Source organism: Streptomyces sp. NPDC050806 (genome assembly GCF_055586425.1).
Window position 1 is genome coordinate 172,993 of the sequence record NZ_JBVJIF010000008.1, and the last position, 13,470, is coordinate 186,462.

Consider the following 13,470-nt stretch of genomic DNA (forward strand, 5'->3'; position numbering starts at 1 on the left):
CGGTCCTGGTGTGCCAGCACCAGGGCCGCGCGGCGTTGTAGAGGGTCTTCAGGCGACGGCGATGATCAGGGCCGCCACGAACAGCCACAGGTGGTGGAAGGACTGGTCCAGGGCGTAGGAGCCGGTGCCGATGTGCGGGTTGTCGTCCTTGCCCTCGCGCGGGGCGCCCAGCTGGTAGAACTCGCTCTTGCCAGTGACCTTGGCCAGCCAGGCGAGGGTGCTGCGTCGGTCCGCCCACCAGTGCGTGATGGCGTCGATGCCGAGACCCGCGATGAGGCCGACCGCGGACAGGTGCAGGTCCAGCAGCAGGACGACGGGGACGAGCACCAGGGCCTTGGTGGCGGTCAGGGTGGCGACGTGGCGGGTGTCGGCGAGGCGGCCGACCCAGCCGGGGCGGCCCTTGGTGACCGACTGGTGCGAGGACTGCACCCAGTGGTCGCCCACGCTGTGAGCGACGTACAGGGCGACGAAGACAGCGGCGAACGTGGCAGCAGGCACGGGGACTCCTTCGAACGGGATGGGCGGTGCTGAGGAAGATCAGCGGCGGACGCGGCCGGAGACGCTGTCGGCGCTCACCCGCAGGTGCCGGGTGCCGGAGAGCCTCACGTCGCCGGAGACGCTGTGAGCCCGCAGGAAGCCGGAGGCGGCGTCGGTGGCCGCGACGCTCACGTCGCCGGAGGTGGTGTTCAGGTCCGCGTCCTGGCCGCTGTAGAGGCGGAGGTCAACGTCTCCGGAGACCGAGCGGGCCGTGATGCGTCCGCTGACCCGGTCGACCTCGATGTCCCCGGAGGTGGTGTTGGCGGTCATGTCCCGGACGCCATCGGCGTTCAGGTCGCCGGAGACGGAGCGGAACTCCAGCCGCTCGACGGAGCCGAACAGGTCCGCGTCGGCGGAGGTGGTGACCACCGCGAGGGAGGAGTGGGCGGGCAGAAGGACGGTGGCCTCGATCGAGCTGACCGTCTGCATCGTGCTGCCGCCGGTGACCACGCGGCCGTTGATGATGGTCATGCCGGTCACCGAGCCGTAGACGGTGCCGGCGGTCTGCACGACGCGGTTGCCGCGCACGCTCTGCACCATCACGTTGCCCGGCATCTCCGGCACCTCGATGCCGAACGCCTGGCCGTTCTGGCGGCTGCGGGCCCGCTCGACGGCGTCGGCCGCCGGGCCGGTGGTGTCCTCGGTGCGAAGTACCACCCGGGCCGTGGTCACGTTGTCGCTGACCTGGACTCGGATCTGCCCGACGGGCAGCGACAGGCCCAGCACGATCGGGCCGGAGGTCTGGGAGACGAAGGTGCGCTCAGTCATGGGTGAATTCCTCTCGGAAGCGGGACCGTCCCGGCTCCCCTCAGCCCCGCCCGTACGACCACGAGGGCCGGACGGGCGGAGGAAGCAACCGGCCGCAGCGATAGCCGCTGCGATGGCAGGAAGAAGGGCGACCGGCTTGTCCGTCGGCGGTAATTCGCTCGCGAACTGGGGTGATGCACAGGCGCCGCCGGCCGGTCGATCACGGCGGCGCCCAGAGATGTCTTTGATCCACCCGCCCTCTCCCTTCCGGTGTTGCGGACACGGAATTTGCACTGCAAGGGGGACCTCGTCCCCACCCTCCGGCCGTTGCTCGCGGTCACCGGGCCACCTCGCCAGTCGGGCCGAAACCCTGTCCCCTGGCCTTGTCGGGCGGTCTTGCAGCGTGTCCGCCCTGTGCGGGAGGAGTCCGTAAGGGCCTCTCCCTTGCGCTCCATCTGGTGCGCACCAATAGATTGCATCTGGTGCGCACCAGTCGTCAAGCGCCTACGGAAGATTTGCCTTTGGGGCGCGTCTCCCTGCGCAACTACGGTGCTGTGAAAAGGGGAGGCATCGGTAGCCAACTGGCCTTAACTCAATTGGTGTTAACCCCTGCCGACCTGCGGCGATGTGCGGCATGCTGAGACGGAACGATCGATCGACCCGGTGGAGGGGGCGCATGAGTGACGGGCTGAAAAAAGCGCGGGCGGCTCGTGGTTGGTCGCAGGACCGATTGATCCGCGAGATCGAGCGGTACGCGCGGCAGCACCTGATCGATGTGGCGTCGACCGCGAGCCTGCGCGTCTACGTGTCCGAATGGGAGAACGACCGGCGGTCGCTCTCGGACCGCTACGCCGCAATCCTCCGTCCGCTGCTCGGCGTCACCGATGACGAGCTGCGTGGCGTACCGGCCGCCATTTCAGCGCCACCAGTCGTCGGCGGCTATGAGGAGCTGATCGAACGCGTCGATTCAGCGCGCAGCGTCAGCAAATCCATGGTGAGCACGTTCATGGATCAGACGGAACTGTTCCGGACCATGGATCGGCAGATGGGCGCCGCGAGTCTGGTGGACCAGATGAACGGTCACCTCTCCGCCCTCGAAGACGCGCTCACCTTCGCGGTGCTTCCTGATGCACGGAAGCCGATCGCGCTCGCCCTCACGGGTGCAGCGACTCTTGCGGCGTGGCAGGCATTGGACGCCGGTGCCGTCGAGAGAGCGTGGCGGCACTACGAGCTGGGCAAGCGGGCTGCCCAAGAGGCGGACGCGCCTATGTACGCGGCTCACGCCATGGGAGAGCAGGCGTACGTCCTGTGTGATGCCGGTCGTCCGGAACTTGCCGTTGAGCTGGTGCGCAACGCGCAGGCCACTGGGGGAGACAGACTTTCGCCCCGTCTGCGGGCATGGCTTCATGCTGCGGAGGCTGAAATCTGCGCGAAGGCAGGTAAGGACGACGACTGTCGTGGGGCGCTGGAAAGGGCGGTCGCGTGCCTCCCGGGCGGGGAGGAGGCTCGCGACCCTGACATGCTGAGCGTCTTCCTGAATCACGGGCACTTGTCCCGCTGGCGAGGCAACGCCCTGGCTCTACTCGGCGACGATGACGCCGTTGGCAGCCTGTACGAGGCTCTCGACACGATGGACCCGACCTTCGTTCGCGCCCAAGCCGGTCTGCGGTGCGACTTGGCGCAGGCTCATCAGGCGCGCGGCGAGGCCGACCAGGCGCGCGAGCATCTCCGTCACGCACGCCTGCTGGCGAACCGTACGGGCTCAGTGCGTCATCGCCGCCGGATCGACCTGCTCACGGGGCAGATGTAGGAGAGCTGGCGAGGAGGTGGAGAAGGGCGACGAGAGTCCCTGACCCCATGAGCTGGCCCTTGGCCATCAAGCCGGGGATGTCGGCGAGTGGTACCCAGGCGACGTGGCCGGCCTCTTCGAGATCGGTCGGTTCGCCAATGCGCTGCGCGCCGCGCCCCACGTAGATTTCGTGAGGGCTGTCGACCATGCCCACCATCGGCTGGTACGTGACTACGTGCTCCAGGCTGTCGGGGCGCCAGCCGGTCTCCTCCTCCACTTCGCGGAGAGCCGTCATGTGGGCGTCCTCACCAGGGTCGACGATCCCGCCGGGAAGTTCCCAACCCCACTGCTGTGGCACGAAGCGGTAGCGCCAGAGCATCAGCACTCGATCCTCGTCGTCCAGCACCGCTGAGATCGCGACGTGGTGGAGCGTGACGACGTGGTGCTCGAAGCGCTCCACGCCGGGCGGTTCCACGTCGAAGAGGTCCAGCTTCACCCAGCGGTTGTCGTAGAGGTTGCGTTCACCGTGGATCTTCCAGGGCTCCAGCCCTTCGGGCGGCTCGATGCTCACCCCGCCAGCCACTCGGTAAGCGCTACGCCCGTAAGCCCGGATCAGCCGCTCAGCGGCCAGACGTGCCAGCACTTGCCGGAGGGCCGTGCGGCCGATCTCCAGATCCTCGCTCAGCGTTCGCTCGGAAGGCAGCTTGTCTCCCGGCTGCAACTTCCCCGAAGTGATCCACTCGCGGATCGTTGAGTAGACCTTGGTCGACTTCGGTCCCATCCTCAGAGCACTCTCCTGGTTCGTCGGCTGGCGCGTACCAGCGTATCCGTGGGCATTCGACACAGACAGAGCCACGTCTCGCCGCTAGCCAGCTGGTTTGGCACAGGGGGTCAACGCCGTCCGGACGCCCTACCGCCGTTGAGGTGGGCACGGGCGACTTCGGTGAATGCGGAAATAGCTTTCAGCAGGTCCAGATCGTCGTTGGGCTCCCCAGCGGGAGCCGGATTGCCATCGCGCATGTCGTAGAGGGTGCGAGGGACATCGCCGTGGAGAGCGTTGGCATGCAGGTTCAGGGCAGCGTCCTCGATGCGCACCGCGATCTCCGCTATGTGCTCAGGACCTTCGAGTTCGACAACGGCGGTAGCCAGCCGCAACTGCTCGGTTGACACCCCGGCTCGGATGAGACAGGTCTGGCGGTCAGCCTCTTCCTTTCTCGCCCTCGGCGGGTAGGAGATGCCCAACCGATCGCAGGCTTGTTCGGAGCACGTTGCCCAGCTGGTTTTACGGAAGTAGCTGTTGGCTGCACCGAGGAGGGTGGCGTAGGCGTCCCGCTGGTGTTGGCGGCGCACGGCGTCAACAGCTCCCTGATAGGAGCCCCGCCCTTGGACGCGACCAGCGCCATATGCGGCCGCGGCAGCGAGAAGTGCGACTGGCGTTGACACGAGCGCGGCGGCGATTGTGGGGTCCATGCGCGTGAACTTCCCAAGCTGAGGGTGCGCGAGTCCCTCCGGGGGCGGAAGCCTACTCGGAACAAATCATTCCGGATTCTCCTTGGACGACACGTGGACGGCGAGAGCGAGACGCCGCGACCCTCCGGCCGTCCACGCAGGTCAGCCGAGGTGTCTAGTGGCGATCTTGAGAGGACTGTAAATCTGCCGGCTCAGCCTTCCCAGGTTCGAATCCTGGCGCCGCCACAGGAGAGCGAAAGGCCCCCACGAGAGTGGGGGCCTTTGGCGTTTTCGCTGCGCTGTGCGGCCGTGGGGCCTTCGGCGGCCGGCCGCCGAAGGCCCGGTTGTCAGGCCTGTGCCGCGTTCCGTACGGCGTCCTCGACCGGGGTGTCGCCGCCGATCAGCTCCAGCGTCCGGCCGCTCGTCGCCGGCTCTTGCAGCAGGGCCGCCAGCACCGCCGCCACGTCGTCCCGGGTGACCTCGCCCCGGCCCGTGGACTCGGCCAGCCGCACCGACCCGGTGCCCGGGTCGTCCGTCAGCCGGCCCGGCCGCAGAATCGTCCAGTCCAGGGCCGTCCTGGCTCGTACGTCCGCGTCCGCCGCGCCCTTCGCGCGCAGGTAGGCGGCGAAGACCGGGTCGGTGCCCTCCGGCGGCTCGCTGTCCGCGCCCATGGCCGAGATCACCACGAACCGCCGTACGCCGACGGCCTCGGCCGCGTTCGCGAAGAGCGTGGCGGCGCCGCGGTCCACGGTCTCCTTGCGGTCCTCACCGCTGCCGGGCCCCGCGCCCGCGGCGAAGACCGCGGCGTCCGCGCCCTCCAGATGCCGCGCGACCTCGTCGACCGAGGCCGACTCCAGGTCCCGTACGACCGGTTCGGCGCCGGCGGCCAGCAGATCCCCGGCCTGCTCGGGCCGCCGGATGATGCCCGCGACCTCGTCCCCGCGCGCGGCGAGCAGGCGCTCCAGCCGCAGCGCGATCTGACCATGTCCTCCTGCGATGACAATGCGCATGATCCCGACCGTACGCCCGCACGCGGCGGACCGGGCGCCGAAGCCCCGCACACGCCGTCGGGCGCGCGCGTTCCACGCCATCCGGCGCACAGCGCGCCCGCGGGACGTGGCCGAACAGCCCCGAATACCCGGAGGCCCGCCGGTGCTCCGCACGCGCCGCAGGGCCGCTCAGCGCTGCGACTGGCGCGGCAGCTCCAGCGCCACCGTCGCCTCGGAGTCGCAGTACTCGCGGACCGCGCTCGTCCGGGCCACCACCCGCCCCCGGTGCACCACGATCCGGCTGTACGCCAGGGACAGCGCGGCCGCGACGCTGTTCCCGCGCAGGGCCAGCAGCTCGGCCGGGAAGCCCGCCTCCACACGCACCTCCGGGAGGCCCAGCGTCTCCCGCGCCGCCGCGCTCACCGCCTCGTACGCGTCCTCGGGGGTCGCCTCGCCGCGCGCCGCGAGCAGGTACGCGGCCTCCAGCGGGTCGCCCCGGCCGACCGGGTTCGCCGCGTCCCTGAGGGCGCCGCTGCCCGCCGTGACCCGGACTCCGGCCGCCCGCAGCAGCCGTACCGGCGCCGGGCCCGTCACCTGCGAGGAGGGTCGTTCCAGACCCGCGCAGTCGCCCTGCGGCAGGCAGACGACCGTGACGCCGGCCGCCGCCAGCTGCTCGGCCGCGCGCGCGGCCACCCGCCACGGCATCCGGCCCAGCCCCGCGCACGGCCCGATGGCCACGCCGGGCCGCAGCCCGCCGGCCATCGCGGCCAGCCGCCCCAGCCGGGCCGGGTCGTCGCCGTCGGTGTGCAGGTCGACGGCGCAGCCGTGCTCGGCGGCCAGCTCCAGAACCGTCTCCGCGTAGCCCGCCGGATCGGGGTCCAGGTCGGGGCAGCCGCCGACGACCGTGGCGCCCATCTTCACCGCGTCCCGCAGCATCGCCAGCCCGTCAGCGCCCGCGGCGCCGGTCAGCAGCCGCGGCACGGCCACGGCGGTCAGGTCGGCGAGGTCGTGCAGCGTGCGGCGGGCCTGGAGGACGGCCTCCAGCGAGCGCAGCCCGGAGACATCACCGATCCGTACGTGCGTCCGCAGCGCCGTCGCGCCGTGCCCGAGATGCAGCAGTGCCGACTCCGTGGTGCGGCGCTGCACGTCGTCCGGGTCGTCGGAGGCGGGCCCGGAGCAGTCGGCGGTCAGCGCCGTGTCGCAGTGCGCGTGCGGCTCGGCCGGGGCCGGTAGCAGCAGGTAGCCGTGCAGGTCGATGCGGTGTCCCAGGGCGTCGAGCCGGCCCGCCGTGCCGACCGCCTCGATGCGCCCGCCGCCGAGCCGGACGTCCACCGTCCGGCCGTCGGCCAGCCGGGCGCCGCACAGCGTCAGGGAGTTCGCCTCGGGCCGCTCGGACCGGCCGGCCCCGTGCGGCTTCCCCGGATTCGGCTGCTGACTGCTGTCGGCCATCGCGCTCCTAGGGGTGCAAGATCACGCAGCGTGGTCCGAGCCTAGGGCGCGGTACGGGCGCCTTCGAGCAGGCGCGGAATAGTCGTACCGGTGTGGTGCACGTGGCAGTTGGGGCGGCGGGTCGATTCGGATTTCACGTTTGGCTGTCGGCCGTGTAATGTCTTCATCGCTCGCCCCAATAGCTCAGTCGGCAGAGCGTCTCCATGGTAAGGAGAAGGTCTACGGTTCGATTCCGTATTGGGGCTCTGGTGTGTGAGGTACTCACCTTCGGGTGAGTCCCACTCGCATCACAGCGGTGTAGCTCAGTCGGTAGAGCAAGCGGCTCATAATCGCTGTGTCACCGGTTCAAGTCCGGTCACCGCTACACACAGTAGCCGATTGTGGGGTCGGTCCTCCGATCGGCTACTCTTCATGCGTTAATCCGTCCATCTTGTTCGTCAAGGAGCACTCACGTGGCTGCCACCGACGTCCGCCCGAAGATCACGCTGGCCTGCGTGGAGTGCAAGGAGCGGAACTACATCACCAAGAAGAACCGGCGTAACAACCCGGACCGTCTTGAGATGAAGAAGCACTGCCCGCGTTGCAACTCGCACACTGCGCACCGCGAGACGCGATAACAAAGGCGCTGTACTGAAGCAGTAACTACGAGGCCGTCCCCACGCCGGGGGCGGCCTCGTGGCGTTGGAGCCTGCGTCACACCCCAGGAGGTTGCGAGCCATGGCGCTCGACCAGTCCTTTGTCGGACGGACGTATCCGCCCACCACTCCGTACGAAGTGGGCCGCGAGAAGATCCGGGAATTCGCCGAGGCGATCGGTGACACCAACCCGGTCTACACGGACACCGAAGCCGCCAAGGCGCTCGGTCATCCCGATGTGATCGCTCCGCCGACTTTTGTGTTCGCCATCACTTTCCAGGCCGCAGGCCAGGTGATCGAGGACCCGCAGCTGGGCCTGGATTACAGCCGGGTGGTGCACGGCGACCAGAAGTTCTCGTACACCCGTCCGGTGCGCTCCGGTGACCGGCTGACCGTCACCTCCACCATCGAGACCATCAAGTCCCTCGCGGGCAACGACATCCTCGACGTCCGCGGCGAGGTGTACGACGAGGCCGGTGAGCACGTGGTGACGGCCGTCACCAAGCTGGTGGCCCGCGCGGCCGACGAGGAGGCCTGACAGCGATGACGGCGAAGATCTCTTACGACGACGTCGAGGTCGGCACGGAACTGCCCGCGCAGACCTTCCCCGTGACGCGCGCCACGCTCGTCCGGTACGCGGGCGCGTCCGGCGACTTCAACCCGATCCACTGGAACGAGAAGTTCGCCAAGGAGGTGGGCCTCCCGGACGTCATCGCGCACGGCATGTTCACCATGGCCGAGGCGGCCCGGGTGATCACGGACTGGGCGGGCGACCCGTCGGCGGTGGCCGAGTACGGCGTGCGCTTCACCAAGCCGGTGGTCGTGCCCAACGACGACCAGGGCGCGGTGATCGAGGTGTCGGGCAAGGTCGCGGCGAAGCTCGACGACGACGCGCGGACGGTACGGGTCGACCTGACGGCCACCAGCGCCGGGCAGAAGGTGCTGGGGATGTCGCGGGCGGTCGTGCGGCTCGCCTGAGACGCCGGGTGTGCAGGGGGCCGCTCCCGGCCGGTGCCGGGGGCGCCCCCGTACTCTTGAGGGGTGCAGGAACTTCACGACGCCCCCCTCGCCCCCCTGACCACCTTCCGGCTCGGCGGGCCCGCCGCGCGGCTCGTCACGGCCACGACCGACGACGAGGTGATCGCGGCCGTCCGCGAGGCCGACGCGAGCGGCACCCCGCTGCTGCTCGTCGGCGGCGGCTCCAACCTCGTCATCGGTGACAAGGGTTTCGAGGGCACCGCGCTGCGCATCGCGACCCGCGGCTTCGAGCTGGACGGCACCGAACTGACCCTCGCGGCCGGTGAGAACTGGTCCGAGGCCGTGGCCCGCACGGTCGAGGCGGGCCTGGCGGGCGTCGAGTGCCTGGCCGGCATCCCCGGTTCGGCAGGCGCCACGCCCATCCAGAACGTGGGTGCGTACGGCCAGGAAGTGTCGTCCACCATCACCGAAGTGATCGCTTTCGACCGCCAGACGGACGAGACGGTGACGCTGGCGAACGCCGAGTGCGACTTCTCGTACCGGCACAGCCGCTTCAAGGAGCACCCCGAGCGGTACGTCGTGCTGCGCGTCCGCTTCGCCCTGGAGGACGCCGACGGCCTGTCCGCGCCCATCAAGTACCCCGAGACCGCCCGCGTGCTGGGCGTCGAGGCGGGGGACCGGGTGCCGGCGGCGACCGCCCGCGAGACCGTGCTCAAGCTGCGCGCGGGCAAGGGCATGGTCCTGGACCCCGAGGATCACGACACCTGGTCGGCGGGCTCCTTCTTCACCAACCCGATCCTCACGGCCGACGAGTACCAGGAGTTCGTCGCCAAGGTGCACGCGCGTCTCGGTGACGACGTCATGCCGCCCGCCTTCCCCACCGGGGACGGGCGGACGAAGACCTCGGCCGCCTGGGTGATCGACAAGGCCGGCTTCACCAAGGGGTACGGCGACGGGCCGGCCCGGATCTCCACCAAGCACACGCTCGCGCTCACCAACAGGGGAGCGGCGACGACGGAGGACCTGCTCGCGCTGGCGCGCGAGGTGCGCGACGGCGTGCGCGCGGCCTTCGGGGTGACCCTGGTCAACGAGCCCGTGATGGTGGGCGTCGGGCTCTGAGGCGCGCGGCGCGGCTCAGTAGGCCACGCCCACGCCCTGCTTCACGGTCGCCGCGTCCGTGGCCATCGCGAGCATCGCGTGCGCCACGTCGGCGCGGGAGATCGTCCGGCCGCTGCGCGGCGTCCCGCCGACGGCCGTGCGGTACGTGCCGGTCGCCGGCCCGTCGGTCAGCTTCGGCGGGCGCACGGCGGTCCAGTCCGTCGTGGAGCGGGCCAGCTCCGCCTCCATCGCGGTGAGGTCGGTGTAGATGTCCTTCAGGACCGTGCCGATCACCGCCCGCACCGCCCGGTCCAGGAACGGCTCGCCCGCCGGCACCGGGCCCACGGGCGCCGCGCTCACCACCAGAAGGCGCCGTACCTGCTCCGCCTCCATGGCGCGCAGGACGGGGACGGTCACCCGGGTGGCGGTCCCCGCCTCCTTGCGGGAGCGCGCGCCCAGCCCGGAGAGGACCGCGTCCCGCCCCGCCACCGCCGGGCGCAGCGCCTCCGGGTCCGCGAGCTCGGCCCGCACCACCTCCAGGCCCGGCCCCGAGACCGTCAGCCGCGCGGGATCACGCACCACCGCCGTGACCTCGTGGCCCGCCGCGAGGCCCTGCTTGACGATCTCCTGTCCGATACCGCCGGTCGCGCCGAAGACCGTGAGCCGGAGCGCCATGATGTCCGCACCTCCCAGAGAAGGGTGAGCAAGGGGTGAGTAAGTGCCCACTCACCCCTTAGGGTGAGTGAATGCCCACCCAGAAGTCAACGCCGGTACGGATCCTCGACGCAGCCCACGAACTGCTGCGCACCACCGGCCTCGCCCGGGCCACGACCAAGGAGATCGCGCGCGGCGCCGGCTGCTCCGAAGCCGCGCTCTACAAGCACTTCGCGAACAAGGAGGAGATCTTCGTACGAGTGCTCAAGGAGCGGCTGCCGAGCGTCGGCCCGCTGCTGGAGGAGCTCACCGCCGACCCGGGGGAGCGCACCGTGGCGGAGTGCCTCACGGCCGTCGCCCGCCGGGCCGTGGATCTGTACGCGCAGACCCTGCCGATCGCCGGCTCGCTCTTCGCCGAACCCGCGCTGCTCCGGAGGCACCGGGAAGGGCTGGCCGAGCTGGGCACCGGGCCGCAGGAGCCGCGCGACCAGCTCGCCCGCTATCTGCGCCGCGAACGGGACCGCGGCCGCATCCGCGCCGACGCCGACCCCGAGGCCGCCGCCGCGCTGCTGCTCGGCGCCTGCTTCCAGCACGTCTTCTTCACGGCCTTCACGGAGCCGGGCGCCGGGCAGGGCGGGGGAGCGGACGACTTCGCCGCGCGGCTGGCCCGTACGGTCCTCACGGGCATCGGCTGAGGCCCCTCGGAGCCCGCGCCGCTCAGCCCGCCAGCCAGGCGTCGATGTCCGCCACCAGCCGCCGCTGCTCGTCCAGCGGCGCACGGGAGCCGCGTACCGACTGCCGCGCCAGTTCGGCCAGTTCGGCGTCCGAGAAGCCGTGGTGCTCGCGGGCGATCTCGTACTGCGCCGCCAGCCGGGACCCGAAGAGCAGCGGGTCGTCCGCGCCCAGCGCCATCGGCACCCCGGCGTCGAACAGCGTCCGCAGGGGCACGTCCTCGGGCTTCTCGTACACGCCCAGCGCCACGTTCGAGGCCGGGCACACCTCGCAGGTCACCCCGGAGTCCGCCAGCCGCCCGATCAGGCGCGGGTCCTCGGCGGCCCGTACGCCGTGCCCGACCCGGCCGGCGTGCAGGTCGTCCAGGCAGTCCCGGACGCTCGCGGGGCCCGACAGCTCGCCGCCGTGCGGTGCGGCGAGCAGCCCGCCGTCCCGGGCGATCGCGAACGCCCGGTCGAAGTCGCGTGCGAAACCCCGCCGTTCGTCGTTGGAGAGGCCGAAACCCACCACCCCGTGGTCGGCGTAGCGCACCGCGAGGCGGGCCAGCGTACGGGCGTCCAGCGGGTGCTTCATGCGGTTCGCGGCGACCAGGACGCGCATGCCGAGCCCGGTCTCGCGGGAGGCGGCGGCGACCGCGTCGAGGATGATCTCCAGCGCCGGGATCAGCCCGCCCAGCCGCGGCGCGTACGAGGTCGGGTCGACCTGGATCTCCAGCCAGCGGGAGCCGTCCCGGACGTCCTCCTCGGCCGCCTCGCGCACCAGCCGCTGGATGTCCTCGGGCGTTCTCAGGCAGGACCGCGCGATGTCGTAGAGCCGCTGGAATCTGAACCAGCCCCGCTCGTCGGTCGCCCGCAGCTTCGGTGGCTCGCCGCCGCTCAGCGCCTCCGGCAGGTGGACGCCGTACTTCTCGGCGAGCTCCAGCAGGGTCGAGGACCGCATCGAGCCGGTGAAGTGCAGATGCAGATGGGCCTTGGGCAGCAGACGGAGATCTCGGGCACGCTCCATTCCAGGATCTTGCCGCACACAACCGCCGATCCGGTAGGCCCCTCCCCGAACGAAGGGTTCCGCGAACAGACGAACGGCGGGTCCCGGACAACTTCCGGGACCCGCCGTTTCACACGTCACCTACGGATTTCCGAAGGCGGTCACCTACGGAAATCCGTATGTGGTGTCACTTCGCTTCAGCCAGCAGCTTCTGGATGCGCGACACGCCCTCGACGAGGTCCTCGTCGCCCAGCGCGTACGAGAGGCGCAGGTAGCCCGGCGTGCCGAAGGCCTCGCCCGGGACGACCGCGACCTCGGCCTCCTCCAGGATGACCTCGGCCAGCTCCACGGAGGTCTGCGGACGCTTGCCGCGGATCTCCTTGCCGAGCAGGCCCTTCACCGACGGGTACGCGTAGAACGCGCCCTCCGGCTCCGGGCACACGATGCCGTCGATCTCGTTCAGCATCTGCACGATCTTCTTGCGGCGGCGGTCGAAGGCGACCTTCATCTCGTCGACGGCCTTCAGGTCGCCGGAGACGGCCGCGATGGCGGCGGCCTGCGCGACGTTGGAGACGTTCGACGTGGCGTGCGACTGCAGGTTGGTCGCGGCCTTGATGACGTCCTTGGGGCCGATGACCCAGCCCACCCGCCAGCCGGTCATCGCGTACGTCTTCGCCACGCCGTTGACGACGACGCACTTGTCGCGCAGCTCCGGCACCACGACGGGCAGCGAGGAGAACTCCGCGTCGCCGTAGACGAGGTGCTCGTAGATCTCGTCCGTCATGACCCACAGGCCGTGCTCGGCGGCCCAGCGGCCGATCGCCTCGACCTGCTCGCGGCTGTAGACGGCGCCGGTCGGGTTGGACGGCGACACGAAGAGCACGACCTTGGTGTTCTCCGTGCGGGCCGCCTCAAGCTGCTCCACGCTCACGCGGTAGCCGGTGGTCTCGTCGGCCACGACCGGGACCGGTACACCGCCCGCGAGCTGGATCGACTCGGGGTAGGTGGTCCAGTACGGGGCCGGCACGACGACCTCGTCGCCCGGGTCGAGGATCGCCGCGAACGCCTCGTAGATGGCCTGCTTGCCACCGTTGGTCACCAGGATGTTGGCGGCCTCGACCTCGTAACCCGAGTCGCGCAGCGTCTTCGCGGCGATCGCGGACTTGAGCTCCGGGAGGCCGCCGGCCGGCGTGTAGCGGTGGAACTTGGGGTTGCGGCAGGCCTCGACCGCGGCCTCGACGATGTAGTCCGGGGTCGGGAAGTCGGGCTCACCGGCGCCGAAGCCGATCACCGGGCGCCCGGCGGCCTTCAGGGCCTTGGCCTTGGCGTCCACGGCCAGCGTGGCGGACTCGGAGATCGCGCCGACACGGGCCGACACGCGACGCTCGGTAGGGGACTGTGCGGGAGGAGTAGCAGCACTCATACCTGC

Annotated in this window: 15 protein-coding genes and 2 tRNA genes; 8 read left to right on the forward strand and 9 right to left on the reverse strand. The window is 70.6% G+C overall.

Annotated features, from left to right (window positions below):
* Positions 1-48: 48 nt before the first annotated feature.
* Both ACZ6WH_RS25540 and ACZ6WH_RS25545 read right to left on the reverse strand, forming a co-directional pair.
* Positions 49-498 (reverse strand): transcriptional regulator, encoded by a 450-nt coding sequence (locus tag ACZ6WH_RS25540; RefSeq protein ID WP_469730961.1) that lies wholly within the window; start codon positions 496-498, stop codon positions 49-51.
* A 39-nt stretch (positions 499-537) separates the two neighbouring features.
* Positions 538-1,305 carry a DUF4097 family beta strand repeat-containing protein gene (locus ACZ6WH_RS25545; protein WP_469730963.1) on the reverse strand — a complete coding sequence of 256 codons (768 nt, stop codon included), beginning with the start codon at positions 1,303-1,305 and terminating at the stop codon, positions 538-540.
* 655 nt (positions 1,306-1,960) lie between these two features.
* Between ACZ6WH_RS25545 and ACZ6WH_RS25550 the strand changes: the two genes are divergently transcribed.
* Positions 1,961-3,094, forward strand: a complete 1,134-nt coding sequence (locus ACZ6WH_RS25550) for an XRE family transcriptional regulator (protein ID WP_469730965.1) — start codon at positions 1,961-1,963, stop codon at positions 3,092-3,094.
* On the opposite strand, the gene ACZ6WH_RS25555 is transcribed toward ACZ6WH_RS25550, so the two are convergent.
* The 4 genes from ACZ6WH_RS25555 to ACZ6WH_RS25570 all read right to left on the reverse strand — a co-directional run bounded on the left by ACZ6WH_RS25555 (position 3,078) and on the right by ACZ6WH_RS25570 (position 6,960).
* Positions 3,078-3,854: an NUDIX domain-containing protein gene (locus ACZ6WH_RS25555; RefSeq protein WP_469730967.1), complete on the reverse strand. Its 777-nt coding sequence runs from the start codon at positions 3,852-3,854 to the stop codon at positions 3,078-3,080. The two genes, ACZ6WH_RS25550 and ACZ6WH_RS25555, sit on opposite strands and share 17 nt — an antisense overlap.
* 110 nt (positions 3,855-3,964) lie before the next feature.
* On the reverse strand, positions 3,965-4,423 hold the full coding sequence (locus tag ACZ6WH_RS25560; protein WP_469730969.1) for a hypothetical protein: 459 nt from the start codon (positions 4,421-4,423) through the stop codon (positions 3,965-3,967).
* Between the two features lie 446 nt (positions 4,424-4,869).
* Positions 4,870-5,532: an SDR family oxidoreductase gene (locus ACZ6WH_RS25565; RefSeq protein WP_469730970.1), complete on the reverse strand. Its 663-nt coding sequence runs from the start codon at positions 5,530-5,532 to the stop codon at positions 4,870-4,872.
* A gap of 168 nt (positions 5,533-5,700) precedes the next feature.
* Positions 5,701-6,960 (reverse strand): amidohydrolase family protein, encoded by a 1,260-nt coding sequence (locus tag ACZ6WH_RS25570; protein WP_469730972.1) that lies wholly within the window; start codon positions 6,958-6,960, stop codon positions 5,701-5,703.
* A 172-nt stretch (positions 6,961-7,132) separates the two neighbouring features.
* Between ACZ6WH_RS25570 and ACZ6WH_RS25575 the strand changes: the two genes are divergently transcribed.
* From ACZ6WH_RS25575 to ACZ6WH_RS25600, 6 genes are all read left to right on the forward strand, one after another.
* A tRNA-Thr gene (locus ACZ6WH_RS25575) sits at positions 7,133-7,205 on the forward strand.
* Positions 7,206-7,251: 46 nt separating this feature from the next.
* Positions 7,252-7,324 (forward strand) — tRNA-Met (locus ACZ6WH_RS25580).
* Between the two features lie 88 nt (positions 7,325-7,412).
* A complete protein-coding gene (rpmG, locus tag ACZ6WH_RS25585; RefSeq protein WP_003956487.1) occupies positions 7,413-7,577 on the forward strand; it encodes a 50S ribosomal protein L33 in 165 nt (54 codons plus the stop codon).
* A gap of 100 nt (positions 7,578-7,677) precedes the next feature.
* Positions 7,678-8,133: an FAS1-like dehydratase domain-containing protein gene (locus tag ACZ6WH_RS25590; RefSeq protein WP_432856034.1), complete on the forward strand. Its 456-nt coding sequence runs from the start codon at positions 7,678-7,680 to the stop codon at positions 8,131-8,133.
* Positions 8,134-8,138: 5 nt separating this feature from the next.
* Positions 8,139-8,573: a MaoC family dehydratase gene (locus ACZ6WH_RS25595; RefSeq protein ID WP_469730974.1), complete on the forward strand. Its 435-nt coding sequence runs from the start codon at positions 8,139-8,141 to the stop codon at positions 8,571-8,573.
* Positions 8,574-8,636: 63 nt separating this feature from the next.
* Positions 8,637-9,692, forward strand: a complete 1,056-nt coding sequence (locus ACZ6WH_RS25600; protein WP_469730976.1) for a UDP-N-acetylmuramate dehydrogenase — start codon at positions 8,637-8,639, stop codon at positions 9,690-9,692.
* A gap of 15 nt (positions 9,693-9,707) precedes the next feature.
* Here the strand turns inward: ACZ6WH_RS25600 and ACZ6WH_RS25605 are convergent, their stop codons facing one another.
* The gene (locus ACZ6WH_RS25605) at positions 9,708-10,346 is read right to left on the reverse strand and encodes an NAD(P)-dependent oxidoreductase (RefSeq protein WP_399709763.1); all 639 of its coding nucleotides are present in this window, start codon (positions 10,344-10,346) and stop codon (positions 9,708-9,710) included.
* Positions 10,347-10,417: 71 nt separating this feature from the next.
* On the opposite strand from ACZ6WH_RS25605, the gene ACZ6WH_RS25610 reads away from it, so the two are divergent.
* Positions 10,418-11,020, forward strand: coding sequence for a TetR/AcrR family transcriptional regulator (locus ACZ6WH_RS25610; protein ID WP_469730978.1), 603 nt, complete (start codon positions 10,418-10,420; stop codon positions 11,018-11,020).
* Between the two features lie 22 nt (positions 11,021-11,042).
* On the opposite strand, the gene ACZ6WH_RS25615 is transcribed toward ACZ6WH_RS25610, so the two are convergent.
* Entirely contained in the window at positions 11,043-12,062 is a 1,020-nt protein-coding gene (locus ACZ6WH_RS25615; RefSeq protein ID WP_469730980.1) for an adenosine deaminase, read from the reverse strand.
* A 166-nt stretch (positions 12,063-12,228) separates the two neighbouring features.
* Positions 12,229-13,464: a pyridoxal phosphate-dependent aminotransferase gene (locus ACZ6WH_RS25620; protein WP_469730982.1), complete on the reverse strand. Its 1,236-nt coding sequence runs from the start codon at positions 13,462-13,464 to the stop codon at positions 12,229-12,231.
* Positions 13,465-13,470 lie beyond the last annotated feature (6 nt).

What these genes read in the sequence shown, in the direction of transcription:
- ACZ6WH_RS25545 (WP_469730963.1), bottom strand. Translation starts at nt 1,305, where the DNA reads ATGACTGAGCGCACCTTCGTCTCCCAGACCTCCGGCCCGATCGTGCTG.
- ACZ6WH_RS25550 (WP_469730965.1), top strand. Translation starts at nt 1,961, where the DNA reads ATGAGTGACGGGCTGAAAAAAGCGCGGGCGGCTCGTGGTTGGTCGCAG.
- ACZ6WH_RS25555 (WP_469730967.1), bottom strand. Translation starts at nt 3,854, where the DNA reads ATGGGACCGAAGTCGACCAAGGTCTACTCAACGATCCGCGAGTGGATC.
- ACZ6WH_RS25565 (WP_469730970.1), bottom strand. Translation starts at nt 5,532, where the DNA reads ATGCGCATTGTCATCGCAGGAGGACATGGTCAGATCGCGCTGCGGCTG.
- ACZ6WH_RS25570 (WP_469730972.1), bottom strand. Translation starts at nt 6,960, where the DNA reads ATGGCCGACAGCAGTCAGCAGCCGAATCCGGGGAAGCCGCACGGGGCC.
- ACZ6WH_RS25590 (WP_432856034.1), top strand. Translation starts at nt 7,678, where the DNA reads ATGGCGCTCGACCAGTCCTTTGTCGGACGGACGTATCCGCCCACCACT.
- ACZ6WH_RS25595 (WP_469730974.1), top strand. Translation starts at nt 8,139, where the DNA reads ATGACGGCGAAGATCTCTTACGACGACGTCGAGGTCGGCACGGAACTG.
- ACZ6WH_RS25605 (WP_399709763.1), bottom strand. Translation starts at nt 10,346, where the DNA reads ATGGCGCTCCGGCTCACGGTCTTCGGCGCGACCGGCGGTATCGGACAG.
- ACZ6WH_RS25610 (WP_469730978.1), top strand. Translation starts at nt 10,418, where the DNA reads ATGCCCACCCAGAAGTCAACGCCGGTACGGATCCTCGACGCAGCCCAC.
- ACZ6WH_RS25615 (WP_469730980.1), bottom strand. Translation starts at nt 12,062, where the DNA reads ATGGAGCGTGCCCGAGATCTCCGTCTGCTGCCCAAGGCCCATCTGCAT.
- ACZ6WH_RS25620 (WP_469730982.1), bottom strand. Translation starts at nt 13,464, where the DNA reads ATGAGTGCTGCTACTCCTCCCGCACAGTCCCCTACCGAGCGTCGCGTG.